This is a genomic window from Wolbachia endosymbiont (group B) of Parapoynx stratiotata (genome assembly GCF_947250635.1).
Lineage (GTDB): Bacteria > Pseudomonadota > Alphaproteobacteria > Rickettsiales > Anaplasmataceae > Wolbachia.
In genome coordinates this window covers 114,480-130,165 of sequence record NZ_OX366335.1, presented here as the reverse complement: position 1 = coordinate 130,165, position 15,686 = coordinate 114,480, and the positions used below count along the sequence as shown (strand labels likewise).

Genomic DNA, 15,686 nt, shown 5'->3' with positions numbered 1-15,686 from the left:
TAAGTCATACTGACGTGATACCTCTTGGCTAATAATAAGTAGCGGAATGTAAGTAAATTAAACTTTTTTAGCTATACTTCCTGAAAACACTTTATAATTCTTGAGCATAAAGAAAATTCCTTTAAGAATGAAGCATGCTAATCAGGAACTTAATAAAACAAGCAACTCAAGTAGGAAATAGTGAAAACGTAATACAATATGTCAAATATCTCTATCAATTTGAGAAGTTTAGAAATACATTAAACCTCACTTTGTCACTAATAAAGCAAACTAGACTCTCGTTTGAAATATATCAAGAAGGATTAGTGGATATGGAAGAGGGAGTGTGTAAGACAATTCGTTCTTCTGGTTTAAATAAGTATGTTATTGTGCTAAGAAGGTCAAATCCTTACATCATAGTACATGAACTTTCACATATGGTTGAAAATGAACTGAACTTAAGCTTAGAGCAAGAATTTCTCTATAAAGTTTATCAGGATATTGAGCAGAACTTAAAGCAGTCAAATATTCTGGTACAAAAAATTATTGGTCAAATTATATTTAAGGAGATACAAGTTTACCAAACTCCAAAATCACGTGCGTCTGAGTTATTCGCACGCTATTTTGAGCTGTTTGCTTGGGCTCAGGAAGTTTATCCTAAAGATAAAGAATATCTAATTCGCACTCAAGATTTAAATAAAGTATTTCTTGCTACTAACCAATGGAAAAAGAGATGCCTGGATCCACAAATAATGAAGATAATAGATAAAGAAGTAAAGGAGTATAGCAATAAAACTGCCTTTAAAGATATAAACAAAGTACAAAGCAGTTGGACTAATAAATTTTCCTCTGGGAGTAAAAAAATTGGTTCTATATTTGGAGATGATAATTAGCTTAACAGAACAAAGTTCACTTCTTCAACATTTCAAGTTATAGTTCTCACAATTAAAGAGTTCAAATATATATGAAAACTATATTAGCTGTTGAAACAAGCTGTGATGAAACTGCAGCAGCAATTGTAAATAGTAATAAGCAAGTCCTTGCTCACGAAATTCTTTCTCAGGAAGAGCACAAAAAACGCGGTGGGGTAATACCTGAAATAGCGTCACGTGCTCATATGAAGCATTTAAGTGGTCTAGTAAAAAGCGCTATAGAAAAATCTAACCTTAACTTTTGTGATCTAGATGCAATTGCAGCAACATCAGGACCAGGACTCATAGGTGGACTAATAGTTGGTACAATGATGGCTAAAGCAATTGCGCATGTAGCACAAAAACCGTTTATTGCAGTTAATCACTTAGAGGCACACACATTAGTTATTAGGCTGCTATATGAGGTTAAATTTCCATTTCTAGTCCTACTTATATCGGGTGGCCATTGTCAATTTTTAATTGCACAGGATGTAGGTAAGTATATTAAACTTGGAAAAACACTTGATGACTCGCTGGGTGAAGCGTTTGATAAAATTGCTAAGATGCTGGATCTAAGCTATCCTGGAGGTCCATTGATTGAAGAGTTAGCTAAAAAAGGTGATGGTATGAGATTTAAGCTGCCAAGAGCAATGATAAAACGTTCTGGATGTGACTTCTCATTTTCTGGAATTAAAACAGCAGTAAAAAACTTAGTTAAAGAGCTTGCAATGAGCAAGCAAGATGTTTGCGATATGTGTGCTTCGTTTCAAGAGTGTATTAGCGACATATTACTCGATAGAGTCAGAAATGCTATTGATATCACTGCATCTTTAAATATTAAAATCAATGATTTTGTAATTACCGGTGGAGTTGCAGCAAATAATTTTCTGAAGGAGAGATTGAAAAAATACATAGATTTGAACGTGCTTTCTCCTCCAAGCAACCTATGTACAGACAATGCGGTAATGGTTGGATGGACAGGAATTGAAAGGTTACAGAAAAATTATATAGACTCTCTTGACTTTGCACCAAGGCCAAAGTGGGAATTAGAAAAATATTACTAGCACAAAAAATTATCTACTATATAATGCGGCCGCTGGTGAATTTTTGTAGGCTTAAAAATTACAGTGGTATCTACTAAAGCCTTATTCACTACCGGCATTATTATTTATGAGGTACAGTATGTTCAAAAATAAATTTGACACAGTTACTAATGTTTTCAAAGCTAAATCTAGTACAAGCGCAAAGACACTCAGGTCGGGTTTATTTGTTGCGGGAACCATTGGTATGGCCAGAGCAATTAGTGAGATAGACCTCTCTTTATTACAAGGCAATTCAGAAGATAAAGTCAATAAGCAAGACCTAATAATCATATATGATTATATTAATAAAGTAACTCAAGAAGAAAACTATAATATATGTACTAATAATCTTGATTATATAAAAAGCAGGATTTTAGAAGAAAATATAAGTGATTCATTAGCTGAAAAATTTTGTCAAGATGGATGGAATATAATAAGTAATGATGGTTCTTCGCTATTAACAGTGGCTATTGAAAGAATTAGGGAAAGACAACAAAAGAAAAATAGGGATTGTGATATTAAAATGGCTGTATCTCTAATTCTTGGTATGAAGAAAGAATTGATTACAAAACTGGAGAATTTTGCAGATAGTAATGATAAAACACTTCTACATTATTTAGCTGAGTTGGGTAAAGAAGATATTTTACGTTTTGTGATAGAAAATTCTAATTTTGACATTGAAGAAGCATTAAGGAATAAAGATAGAGATGGCAAAACACTACTACACTATGCGGCTAAATCTGGCAATAAAGAATGCTTGAAAATTCTCATAGAAAATGAAGCAGATTTTAGTTGCACTACCAATAATAAAACTGAGTTACACTATGCTGCCAGAAGCGGAAGTCCTAACCTCCTAGAATATTTAAAAGAAATATTGACAGCAAAAGGAATTTTTGATAGGGAGAAAATTAAAACAGATAAATATGGAAATAACGCATTACACTATGCTGTGCAATCTGGAAATGCTGAGTGCATAAAATTCTTCATTGATAATCAAGTACAATTTTTAAAAAATAAATATAATGAGAATCCTTTTCATAAGATTGCAGGTAACTCAGAAACTCAAGAAAATGCCATAAATTTTCTTATAGAGCATCTAAAATTTTTAGGTAGACTAAAAAGTAAAATTAATCAAGAAAATGTAGATGGTAACACCCCATTGCATATAGCTGCAAAACATGGAAATAAACAGCTAATAGAATTGTTTATTAAATCAGGTGCAAAAATTGTTCAGAATAAACAAGGTAACACCCCCTTACATATTGCTATTATACATGGTAATACATATTGTATAGAGCTATTTTATGAAAATATAGGAAATAGCATACTTCAATCCAAAGGTGAGTATGGAAGAGATCTTGTACATTTAGCTGCAATGTACGGGAAGTATGATTGTCTAACATTTTTACTCAATAAATTTCCTGATTACGATTTAAGCACAGAAACACGCAAAGGAAATGTGGCCCTACACTTAGCTCTATCGAGTAATACAGAAACAGAACTAAGAAAAAAATGTGTGAGTCTATTAATAGACAGAAGCATGCAAGTAAATAAGAGTAATAATGAAGGAAACACCCCTTTACATTTTGCTGCCCAACTTGATTTATCGTTTTTAAGCATGATAGAAAAAAAGTTGGAAGAGAAGAAATTTGACGTTTATCAAGAGGTTTTGCGTGAGAATAGCAACGGTGACACCGTCTTTCATATGGCAGCACGTGTTGGTAATAAATCATGCCTTGAGCACCTTTTTAAAAAAGAGAGAGTGGGAGAAATATTAAGTAAGAAAAATAAGGATGGACAAACTTTACTACACTTATCTATCCTCAGTGGAAGAGTAGAATGCGTTAAGTATTTGGTAAAAAAAAGCCCAAAGGGTATTTTTTTAGAACAAAATACACAAAAAAAGTTGTTATTTGCAGCTATTTTGAGCGGCAATAAGGAATGTCTTGAATTTGTGTCAAAAGAACTTGTAGGTAAAAAGGTGGCTGCTAGCATCAAAGTGTTATATGATGAAAATGACAATACACCGTTACACATGGCTGCTCTTGCCGACGACATAGGACTCTCTCAGTATGTTATTGAAAGTATTGCTAAGTCAATTATTAGGAACACAGTACCACTTTTTAACACAAACAGTCAAGGGCTTATACCTCTACATTTAGCTGCCATGAGCCTTAATGCTGAGTTAATAGAATATTTTATGACAGATAATCATTACCCCTATAATAAGAAAATGTTAAATGTTGTATCTAAATCTGGAAGAACAGCATTACACTATCTTGTAATGAGTGATAATGATTTTGAAAAAACTATAAATGAGGATTTTAAGCAAGGTCAATTTTTGAAAAAGTTGGTTTTAGAAAAGCGTAAACAAAATGAGCGCTTAAGGGAAAAAGCTATTAAAGCCTTATTCTACCTAACAATCAGCACCGGAGAGAAAACTGTAAATAAGAAGATAAATTTTGATATAAAGGATAATGCAAAAAAAACAGCTTTAGATTATGCTTTTAAACATGGCGACACAAATATCTTGAGGTTATTTTTAGATTTCTTTTATGAAATAAGGGAAAACAAAAAAAAGAAATATGATAGACTTAATATGGAAGATCAAGAAAGAAGCAAAAAGCTTCTAGATTACTATAATCTGGCCATGTCAATATCAAGTGTGATTATTTCTGTTTGCGTTAAGTATAATAATGCAAAACCTGAAAAGGAAGAAATTCTTACCTGGATTTCCATTGCATTTTCTTCGATATCATTTTTACTTATCTTATACAACTTAGTGATTGGCCTTCAAAAAGAACCTGTTAAACGTAAGATAGAAAACTATACTGAAAAAATGAACAGAATTGAAGAGGCTACAGGAAAGTTAGCTAAGACAAAAGTAGGGGATCATGATTTGGAGGAATACAACTCAATATTGGAACTATTAATAAAGAATGCAGAAGATATTTCACGATTGGAAAATGAACTTTACAAGTTTACGCATGAAACTAGATTAGAGAGTAAAGACAAACTCAATATTTCTCCTCAGAAAATGAGTAGGGGTGGTAGTGCAGTACCATGTTCGAATAAGTCTTTAGAAGGTAGAAAAAGTTCACCTGTTTTGAATGATTTAACAGCAAAACTTAGTCTGTATTCAAGACGCAACAGTAGAGTACAAAATACAATGGACAAGTTAGATAATCCATCATGTGTAATTACTATAAATGAGCATCCAGAAATTAAACCAAAAGCTCCGAAAAACAAATTCAAGAATGTTGCAACCAAGCTAAAAATAGGCAATATCTTTAGTAAGAAAAAAGAAGATCTTATTGCTTCATCAAGCTTATCAGAAGGTGCTAATCAAGAGAATATTACAAAAATGAATGAAGAAAACTGTGGGTTGATAAAACTATTTGGTGATACCAATGGGTATTCAACATTTTCGACTCCTTTTAATCCAAGCGATTCAACCTCAAGAGAAGAGTGTGGTAACAATCATAGTGCAGCGCGTCATGTGAGTTATGGTAGTGCAAATAATCCTGTAAGTGATAAGGAAGTTAGTAAATCTCCATCTCTAATACTTTCTAACTTTGAGGAGGGGATTACTGTTGACTGTTTTAAATTCGAAAGATATAGACCAAGGGTATATTCAAGTCCATCTTGTGTGAGAAAAAGAGCAATTACAGCTAGATCATTGGAATATGTAATACTTCCTGATCATATAGAAAGAGGAAAATAGATGCAGATTGTAATCACTGACTCTGATAGCATCAACTTTCAGAGGAGTGATAGTAAGCATTCTAGTAAACTGTCATTGAGTAGTAGATAAGGAAAACATAGAACAATTGGCAAGGCTATCGTATAAGATTATAGTAGAGAAGGAATTAGATAGTCTTGCTATAAAAAAGTTTATGTTTTCCTATTCGCATATGTTAACATTTTATTATATTAACGATAGGGTAAGGCAATAGCTGTTAATACTTTTGAAATAAAAGTTATATATGGTGCATATAGTTAAGTTAAAAGGAAGATTGTGGAAATTACTCCATCAATAAAAAAAGAATTAAAGCAAAGTATACTATACACTTGTCTAGAGAAATGCAAGAGTGCGTTTTGGTTCATTTTCTGGTTTAGTTCAGGGATTAATGCGTTGATGTTATTTTTGCCACTCTATACTTCTCAGGTACTTGATCGAGTGATATCGAGCGAGAGTGTATCAACATTAGTTATGCTGACGATTATTACTTTATCTGCGTTTGCATGTTCTGCAATGCTTGAAACTTGTCGATATTTAGCCATGGCAAAAATTGGCGACTGGATTGATAAAACTGCAACACCAGACCTAATAGTAAGGTCAATTAGGCTAACATCAGTGCAGAGCTCAACTTCCAGCGGTGAAGCAATACGAGATCTTGGGGTAATAAAAAATTTCATTACAGGAAATGGTATATTTTCACTATTTGATACTCCATGGTCGTTAATTTACCTTGTTTTCATCTTTATGATACATACCTCTACAGGGTTTATAGCTATTGCCGGAATTATTATATTAGTTTCAATGGCAGTATGGAATGAACTTGCTACTAAGCGTATATTGAGAGAAACCAATGAAGAAACTATACGTAATATTAATGCTATAGATGTTGCAACACGAAATGCAGAGGTGGTTGAAGCTATGGGTATGTCAGAATTTATAGTTTCTGATTGGTGTAAACGGAATGATCAAAATCGTGCAATGCAAGTTACAGCGCAGAATCGTTCTAATGTGATTACTGGGATTACTAAGTTTTTACGCTCGACTCTCCAAATTTCAGTAATTGGAACAGGTGCATTACTCGCAATCACAGCTCACAAAACTGCTGGTAGTATCATTGCTGCCTCAATTTTGATGGGTAGAGTATTGGCTCCATTTGATGCAGCAGTTCATACTTGGAAATTTTTAAATCAAGCCAAAATGTCATATGGCAGGCTGCAAAGACTTATCCTAACATCACCAAAAAGAGAGCAAACTATGGCTCTACCAGAGCCTGAAGGGAAGTTGGAATTTGATAGAGTATTCTTTACTCCTTATGGGAGTAATAAGCCAACAGTAAAAGGAATATCATTTTTAATAGAACCAGGGGATGTAGTTGGTGTTATTGGCGCAAGCGCTTCTGGTAAGTCCACCATTGCCAAGCTAATTGTTGGTGTATGGAAACCCATATCTGGTGTAGTCAGACTAGATGGTGCTGATGTATACACTTGGAATCGAGAAAATTTTGGTAATTATGTTGGCTACTTACCTCAAGATATTGAGTTGTTCAACACTAGTGTTAAAGCTAATATTGCTCGCATGAGACCAGACCCAAATCCTGAAGAAATAATCAAAGCAGCAAAAATTGCAGGAATACATGAATTAATACTGAGCTTACCAAATGGGTATGATACAACAATAGGAGGACCTGGAGGAGTAATACTCTCTGGTGGCCAAAAACAGCTTCTTGGACTTGCAAGGGCTTTTTATGGTAATACTAAGCTTTTAGTGCTTGATGAACCGAATGCTAACTTAGACAGTAATGGAGAGGCGCGCTTGATTAATGCAATCAATGTTGCAAGAGAGCAAAATACTACCACTGTTATCATCACTCATAAGCTACCATTACTATCCGTAGTTGATAAAGTGATTATCATGTCAGATGGTGTTATTTATGCTATGGGACCAAAAGATGAGATTTTGAGCAGATTAGTTGCTCCATCACCAGATGCCACAGAAGATAAACGTTCTTCAGCAAGTGGTTAAGAAAGAGAGAAGTTGTCACACTTCTCTTTCTCTTATAGAGTACTATATGCACAGTTTATAAAATCTTAAGCAATTGTTATTCGAAAAATCCAATAATGATTAGCCGCGGAACCTATTTGCTAATTCTCTCACATTAACCTTAGACATTTCTGATGTAGGCTCTTGTGTATATGAGACATCAGATTTAACGCCTTTTTTGTCATGACCTTTAGTAATAGAACATACTACAGTATCAGCCTTTACATGCTTAACACTTGGATCTGATTGAAACCCATGCTTTCTTTCCATTTGTGCTTCAAGCTTACTGCTATCATGTGTAACCCTACACCTTTCTAGATTACGGTCACGTTTGTCAGGAGCTACATATCCATCTATATCACTACATAAGAACGGGCGCACTTTGAACCTGTCTGAACTAACACCATTTTCAACACTTGCAGAATTATGAGCTTTTCTATTATTGCGCATTTTATCTACAGCTTCCTTTATTTTTTCTTTTGATGGTTTTGGCAGCAGTGCTGGCTTATATGCACATGCTGGTAGTTCTGGAAATGAGTCCTCCTGAAACAGCAAATGACTTTGGTTTCTCTTACTATCTGATTCTTCAATATTCTTTATTGGTGTCTTGAAAGAGTTTTCATTTTTCTTTCTTAGATCTAACTCATTTAATCCGCTTCCAACATTATTTTTTCTTGTTGTAGTGTGAATAACACCTGGAAGTTTCACTTCATACTTAAATTTTTTACCAATGGTATCTATTGACTCATTAGATGAGGAATCTATTTGAAACCTATCGTTTGAAAATTTTGATTTTGTAGCATCAAAAGATATACTACGTTTTTCTATCTTTTTATAAGTCATATTTTACCTCTAAACCTATTAACTAATAAAAGTATAAACTAAGAGGTATTAATTTTATTATAATAATAAAGGCTCAAGAAGCATCACCGTAGGGTTTTCTATATAGTACTTAAAGGCATTTAAAAATTTTGCTCCGAGTGCTCCATCAACTGCTCTGTGGTCAACAGAGAGAGTAACTGTCATTACCTCTGCTATCTCTATTTTTTCACTTATGACAACTGGTTGTTTTTTAGATGCGCCGACAGCCATAATGCAAGACTGTGGTGGATTGATTATAGCACTGAAAGTTTTTATACCAAACATGCCTAAATTAGAAATGGTAAACCCTCCTCCTTGAAATTCTTCAGGCCTTAATTTTCCAGATCGTGCTCTATTTACTAAATCTTTCACTTCTTTTGATATAGATAAAACACTTTTTTCATCAGCATTTTTTACTATAGGAGTAATAAGTCCATCCTCAAGCGCTACAGCAATTGAGATATCTATATTTGAGTATCTTACTATTTTAGTATCTATCCACGATGAGTTTATATCAGGAAATTTTTTCATGCTGAAAGCCACAGCTTTTATAATTAAGTCATTAATTGTTACTTTATTGTTCTCATTTGCTGAATTAACCTCATTTTTGAGCGATATTAGCTTATCAACGTGGCAGTCTACAGTTAAATAAAAGTGTGGAATATTTTGCTTAGATTCAACTAGGCGCTTCGCTATCACTTGGCGCATATTACTTACTTCAACTGTTGTATTTTCCTCAAATCTCTCATAGCTTTTAGTTTGATCTAAAAATTCTAATACATCAGCTTTGATGATACGACCATATGGACCTGTACCTTTTAATCGCTTTATATCAACACCTTCATTTTGAGCTATTTTTTTAGCTAAGGGGCTTACTTTTATTCTATTTTCTGTTGCTCTATCCTCTTTTTTAGATCCCAGTGTCACGCACTGGGATGACATTAAAGAGCTAGATGAAATCGAAGGGTTGGATGATACTGAAAAATCGGCTTCAACCTCCTTCTCAACCTTGGTATTGATGGCAGAAGCTAAATCAAGTGCGCTTTTATCTTCCCCTTCCTCTAACATTAGAGCTATCAGTTGATTTACAGGCACGCCACTTGTTCCTTCCGACACTAAAATTTTTGCCAAAACTCCTTCATCGACAGATTCAAACTCCATTATGGCTTTATCAGTCTCAATTTCAGCGATTACATCACCTATTTCAACTTTATCTTGTTCTTTTTTACACCACTTTACAATTTTTCCTCCAGTTTTACTCATTGTTGGGGAAAGAGCAGGCATCAATATTTCTATAGGCATTTATTCTGTATTAAAAGATCTATTTAATTTTTAATTTACTCTTTACCCTATGTCAATCTAATCGTAAATTATGATACTTATATCATCCTAGTACGTGATGCTGGAATCTTGGTTGACTACTGTTATCCTACTATTTCTATTGCTTAGTCCTAGACAGAGTACAAATAGTAAGATCATCATGAAAATAGACGAATCTGTTATAATGGAAATAGAAAAATGTAGTGCTTACTATCCTCTCACAAACATATAGCTTGGGTACAGAAAAAATTTATATGAGGAGCTGGTTAAATTGATAAAAGATCAGAATTAATAGTAGTTTCCGAATCTTCTGTAGCAGGCTCTTCATGTGAAGCAGAGGACAGACTAACTTCTTTATCCTCTGTTCTCTGTATAGAACTACCACAAAAACTCCTTAACATCTCTTCAGCAGATGAATTTAAAATCTGTATAATAGACTTTTCACTTTGTTCTTTCAGCGATTGATCCATTCTAGAAATCAACTCGGAAAATTCACTACCTTCTTTTCTAGCTTCACTTTCTATCTTATTTTTTATGCTTTCTATATTACTTTGGTTAATTTCTTCTTTCGTTATGTTAAATGAATTAGCAATACCTTGATACTTAATCTCACAATCGCCACAGCCAACTATGCAAAGAGCAATAGAATCGGATATTTCACCTGCAGCCGAATTATGGATAGTGTAAGCTAAGCAATTGTCATGATATTTAATGCCAAGCTGTTGCTCTATCAATTCAGAAATTTCATTTTTTAAAGACATAAAGTACCTCCTTCTTACATTACTGTACCTTCTGATTAAAGTACAACAGCTGCTCCTAAATAGCAATCCATATATGGTTTACTTTAATAAATTATTAAAGTAAGAAGCTTTTACATCCTAAAACATAACTGAGATAAGCCAATGTAAAAAAATTTTTAAACGAGAATTATTGTATATATATTACTTATTTGGTAAAATTATTTTGGCAAAATAGCATATAAAAGTTGAGGCTAATTATGAATATTAAAGAAGGAAAGGATTTACAACAGGAGTTATTAGGAATTGTTTTCAATATACTCATAGAAAGTGAAGATAGCGCCATAGAAGCTATGGAAACAAGAGCAGTAGAGATAATTAAAAAACTAAAGGAACACATTAATGATTATATAGAGTATGGTGGTCAAAAAAAGCCAATTTTAGATTGGGTTATTGTTTGTGATTCTCAGAATAATGTCAGACTAAATAACAAGTCGCTATTAAAATTTGAGAAGGCAATTAAGGATATTGGAGGAAGAGCACCGCTAAATGAAATAAAATTAGTAGAACAAGCACAGCTAAATCATGTTAGAATTAGACGTGAGAGAGAAGTACCACTAAACCTCTTTGAGGAAAACATAATAATGAGAGAGCGAAGAAGGGCAAGAGAACAACAAATGCGGCCAAATTTTATTAGAGAAAGAGAAGCGTCATTGAATCTCTTTGGAAACAGGGATGAAAATGTAATAATGAGAGGACAAATGAGGTCACGCTATATTAGGCGTATTAGACGTGAAAGAGAAGTACCACTTAGTTCAAAAATAGGAGAATTAATTGGTGTAGTTTCATCCATAATTGTAGGTGCTTTCATTGGTATAATGGTTGGTATGGTCATTGCTGGTTTATGTATTGAGCTTTGTGTAATCACCACTGCAGAACCGATTCTTCTCATCATGGGTGCTACTGCTGTTATAGGAGCTATTGTAGCAGGAACTGCTCCTGTATTAAAGCTAATAGAGATGTTTAAAGGTCAAGAACCTAATCTTTCTCCTAGTAGCGGTCTGGAAAGCTCTAATACTGAACATACTTATTTAAATAGGCAAAGAGTTATTTAGAAAAAAATTGGAAGAATGTTCAAAAAAGTCCATTTATAAAATACATCGGCTTAACTATGATCTTATAACTTAAGCTAATTAATTAAAAATTTTTGTTTTAGCGGTTAAATAAAGCCAGATCTTATTAGAGAGAGGATCTTCTTATCTCTTCTTTACCTTCATTTTCATTTCTAACAATTTTTTTTCCACTTAATATGTCTCTTATTTCATCTCCTGTTAAAGTTTCAAACTCCAGTAGATTTTCAGCAATGAGCTCCAAGTCTTTCCTACGCTTGGTTAAAATGTCTTTTGCTTTTTCATAGCAAGAAAATACGACTTTCTTTACTTCCTCATCTATAAGTCTTAACGTATCTTCAGAAATTGTCTCAGAATCATGTGTGATTTGTTCGCGATTATGATAGATCGGACCTATTTTGTCGCTCATTCCCCATTTTGTCACCATAGAACGTGATAAATCTGATGCTAGTTTTATATCTGAAGATGCACCGCTTGTGACTTTATCATAGCCAAAAATTAGCTCTTCTGCCACACGTCCACCCATTGCAACAGTTATATCTGCTAGCATCTTTTCTCTTGTGAGGGACACTCTATCTGTTTCTGGTAGTCTCATAACTAAACCGAGTGCTCTACCACGTGGAATAATTGTTGCTTTGTGTATAGGATCAGAAGCAGGCATATTAACTGAAACTACTGCATGACCAGCTTCATGGTAAGCAGTAAGCTTTTTTTCTTCTTCTGTAATGACTAAGGACCTTCTTTCCATGCCCATCATCACTTTATCACGTGCATACTCAAAATCATCCATGGTAACAATTTTCTTATTTCTTCTTGCAGCAATAAGCGCAGACTCATTCACTAAATTTGCTAGATCAGCCCCTGAAAAACCTGGCGTTCCCCTCGCAACTGTTTTTACGTTTACATCTGGTGCTATCGATATTTTCTTTATATGCGTATTTAATATTCTCTCACGCCCATTTATATCAGGTAAAGAAATAGTAATCTGTCGGTCAAAACGACCAGGTCTAAGTAGTGCTGGATCTAGGACGTCTGGACGGTTAGTTGCAGCAACTATTATCACACCTTCATTAGACTCGAAACCATCCATTTCAACCAGTAATTGATTTAATGTTTGTTCCCTTTCATCATTACCGCCACCAAGACCAATGCCGCGATGCCTACCCACTGCATCTATTTCGTCTATGAAAATTATACAAGGAGCATTTTTCTTACCTTGATCAAACATATCACGAACACGGCTTGCACCAACACCGACAAACATTTCAACGAAATCAGATCCAGAAATACTAAAAAACGGTACATTAGCTTCACCTGCAATTGCACGAGCAAGTAGAGTTTTACCAGTTCCAGGGGAACCAATTAAAAGACATCCTTTTGGTATCTTCCCACCTAACACTTGAAATTTTTGCCTTTGTTTAAGAAAATCAACAATTTCAACCAACTCTTCTTTTGCTTCATCAATCCCAGCAACATCATCAAATGTCACTTTTTTTCCAGTAGTCATAAGTCTAGCTTTTGATTTGCCAAAGCTTATAGTTCTATTACCTCCTGCTTGCGTTTGTTTAAAAAGGAAAAGTAATAAACCGATAAAGATAAGCGTCGGAACCCATTGAATAAGTAATCCACCAATGATACCTATTGCAGAGTCTCCAATTGAAAAGGAGAACTTCACTTTCCTATCATGCAAACTTTTTATTAAGTCACTATATATAACACCACTTGAGTTAAAGGCTGACCCATCCCTAAACTTCCCTTCGATGCTTTGGTTTCTTATTGTAATATTTTCTATATCATTCTCTTCTAGTCTAGTTAAAAATTCTGAAAAAGGTATGGTTGTTTTACTCTTACCTATACTTCCGCTAAATTGAATATAAGCAACTGAAATAAGAACAATAATCACTAACCAGATCAATAAGCCTTCTAAAAATTTTTTCATTTACATTTCTAATTAAATACTAATCAAGCTTACCAAATTTTGTTTTATCGTGCTATTAATAATGAATCGAACCTTATCATCATCGGTATTTTTTCCGTTATAATTTACATCAGGATAAGCAAGCATCTTTCCATCTTTTTGTACTGTAGGCAAAGAATAGTAAACTTCAGAGCAATAATCATAATTTTTTAGAAATTCAGGGATTTTTTGTGTTTTCTTTAGTGGAGCAATAGTTACTGAACACTCCTGATCTCCAAATATTGTGCAGCTAAACCTGTTATCCCATTCAATAGAACCATTTAATGGTAAGTGTACAGTAATTTCCTGTATCTTTGACGATTCTCTCATTATCAGAATACTTTCTCCATATTTTCTTATTTTGCATCCATAGAGTGTGCAATTAACATCACTATTTTGTTGCAATATTCTATTAAATATTGCGATAAGGCTACGGTACCTTGGTTTATAGTGCTTGTTGACAATTGCCATTATAGAATAAAGAAGAAGTCTTAAAGCTATTTCCTCTGGCAGTTTATAAAATTCACTTAGTTTAATTTCAATATAACCAAGATCATGAACATTAATACAGTCATTAAATGCAAGGCGTGTGTAGTGCATCAACGCTTTTGCAGCTCTTTTCATATGAAGGGCTGTAAGGCATATTCGCTCTGTTAGAACATCTTGATTATCACTTGCTTTAAGCAAGTTACGGTATAAAGTTCGCCTGTATTTCAAGTCATAATTGCTTCTATCTTCGATCCATCTTAACTGGTGAAGCTGAGCATACCTTTCTATTTTACTACGACTGAAATTTAACAATGGCCTAAATATATAAATACCATTTAAGAAAGATTTGTAATCCATTGATGATAATCCATCTACTCCACTACCTCGCTCCAATCTTAATAAGAACGTTTCTGCTTGATCATCTTTGTGATGAGCAACGAGCAAACATTTAACATTATTGTTTTTACACCACTCTGCTAGTAACTTATATCGTGCTTTTCGTGCCTGTAACTGAATATTACCTTTAATATTTTGCTTCTCCCAATTTAATATGAACGATTCCTTTGCTCCAAGTTCTTTTGCATAACTTATAACAAAATCAGCTTCTTTTTGAGACTCTGAACGTAACCCATGATTTACTGTTAATGCTATAGGAAGTGAAAGCTTGTTTTTTTTTGCCCAGTTAGTCATTAAATGCAGTAAGACTATACTATCTACACCACCTGATATTGCAACTGCGATTTGGTTATGGAAAGCAAAACTATTAGCTATATTTTGAAATAATAACTCTAATTTCATTATGTTTCTTGATGGCCAGATAGTCTCTACGTCATACAGCGACTTATTTGTGGTATATATAGATCCCGCTAACAAGCAGCGGAATTGCTCTCTTTTGTCATCCCAGTGCTTGACACTGGGATCCAGGTTTTAATGCAAGAAACTATTTCTTTATTCCAGAAAATGAAAATTCCACTCTACGATTTTTAGCATGCTCTTTTTCATATTTAGAATTTCTAGAATCATCTTTTACATTAACCAAAGGCTCAGTTTCACCTTTAGAAGCAGTTTTTATTCTATTTTCTAGATAAGGTGTACAGCTGACCATAAATTTTTTAGCTTCATCTGCTCTTCTAGCTCCTAGTGCAAGATTATACTCGTGAGAACCACGATTGTCAGTATGACCAGTTAAAGTGACCTTTGCGTCAGGATTATTTTGTAACACTTCCATCACGTCAAGTAATGCATCTGCACTCACTTCACTGATACTAGATTCATCATAACCAAAGAAAACTCTTTTATCACCTATCTGCTTAACAACAGCATTCATTTTATTTGTCGTATTTACTCCTTTTTTAGGGCAAGAACTTACACCAGTAAGCAGTAAACAAAAACAACACATTATAATCAGTCTACTCCACATCACTAAACCTCCATAAAT

The 15,686-nt window shown here is 33.9% G+C and carries 11 protein-coding genes; 5 read left to right on the top strand and 6 right to left on the bottom strand.

Annotated features, from left to right (window positions below):
* The first annotated feature begins 134 nt into the window (after positions 1 to 134).
* The 4 genes from OOT12_RS00670 (at position 135) to OOT12_RS00655 (ending at position 7,736) form a co-directional block, all read left to right on the top strand.
* Positions 135 to 872, top strand: a complete 738-nt coding sequence (locus OOT12_RS00670; RefSeq protein ID WP_010403278.1) for a WD_0702 family putative metalloprotease — start codon at positions 135 to 137, stop codon at positions 870 to 872.
* A 71-nt stretch (positions 873 to 943) separates the two neighbouring features.
* Positions 944 to 1,954, top strand: a complete 1,011-nt coding sequence (tsaD, locus tag OOT12_RS00665) for a tRNA (adenosine(37)-N6)-threonylcarbamoyltransferase complex transferase subunit TsaD (protein WP_264375081.1) — start codon at positions 944 to 946, stop codon at positions 1,952 to 1,954.
* Between the two features lie 118 nt (positions 1,955 to 2,072).
* A complete protein-coding gene (locus OOT12_RS00660) occupies positions 2,073 to 5,696 on the top strand; it encodes an ankyrin repeat domain-containing protein (RefSeq protein WP_264375082.1) in 3,624 nt (1,207 codons plus the stop codon).
* 294 nt (positions 5,697 to 5,990) lie between these two features.
* Positions 5,991 to 7,736, top strand: a complete 1,746-nt coding sequence (locus OOT12_RS00655) for a type I secretion system permease/ATPase (protein WP_264375083.1) — start codon at positions 5,991 to 5,993, stop codon at positions 7,734 to 7,736.
* A 99-nt stretch (positions 7,737 to 7,835) separates the two neighbouring features.
* On the opposite strand, the gene OOT12_RS00650 is transcribed toward OOT12_RS00655, so the two are convergent.
* The 3 genes from OOT12_RS00650 to OOT12_RS00640 form a co-directional block, all read right to left on the bottom strand.
* Complete coding sequence (locus OOT12_RS00650) at positions 7,836 to 8,597, bottom strand: hypothetical protein (RefSeq protein WP_007302202.1); 762 nt, start codon at positions 8,595 to 8,597, stop codon at positions 7,836 to 7,838.
* A 57-nt stretch (positions 8,598 to 8,654) separates the two neighbouring features.
* A complete protein-coding gene (locus tag OOT12_RS00645; RefSeq protein WP_264375084.1) occupies positions 8,655 to 9,917 on the bottom strand; it encodes a pyruvate dehydrogenase complex dihydrolipoamide acetyltransferase in 1,263 nt (420 codons plus the stop codon).
* A 284-nt stretch (positions 9,918 to 10,201) separates the two neighbouring features.
* Positions 10,202 to 10,696 (bottom strand): WBM0748 family T4SS-associated protein, encoded by a 495-nt coding sequence (locus OOT12_RS00640; protein ID WP_149168710.1) that lies wholly within the window; start codon positions 10,694 to 10,696, stop codon positions 10,202 to 10,204.
* Positions 10,697 to 10,932: 236 nt separating this feature from the next.
* Between OOT12_RS00640 and OOT12_RS00635 the strand changes: the two genes are divergently transcribed.
* Positions 10,933 to 11,787: a hypothetical protein gene (locus tag OOT12_RS00635; RefSeq protein WP_264375085.1), complete on the top strand. Its 855-nt coding sequence runs from the start codon at positions 10,933 to 10,935 to the stop codon at positions 11,785 to 11,787.
* Positions 11,788 to 11,911: 124 nt separating this feature from the next.
* Here the strand turns inward: OOT12_RS00635 and ftsH are convergent, their stop codons facing one another.
* The 3 genes from ftsH to OOT12_RS00620 form a co-directional block, all read right to left on the bottom strand.
* Positions 11,912 to 13,741: an ATP-dependent zinc metalloprotease FtsH gene (ftsH, locus tag OOT12_RS00630; RefSeq protein WP_264375086.1), complete on the bottom strand. Its 1,830-nt coding sequence runs from the start codon at positions 13,739 to 13,741 to the stop codon at positions 11,912 to 11,914.
* A gap of 12 nt (positions 13,742 to 13,753) precedes the next feature.
* On the bottom strand, positions 13,754 to 15,046 hold the full coding sequence (gene tilS / locus OOT12_RS00625) for a tRNA lysidine(34) synthetase TilS (RefSeq protein WP_264377202.1): 1,293 nt from the start codon (positions 15,044 to 15,046) through the stop codon (positions 13,754 to 13,756).
* 142 nt (positions 15,047 to 15,188) lie between these two features.
* On the bottom strand, positions 15,189 to 15,668 hold the full coding sequence (locus OOT12_RS00620; RefSeq protein WP_264685291.1) for an OmpA family protein: 480 nt from the start codon (positions 15,666 to 15,668) through the stop codon (positions 15,189 to 15,191).
* Positions 15,669 to 15,686 lie beyond the last annotated feature (18 nt).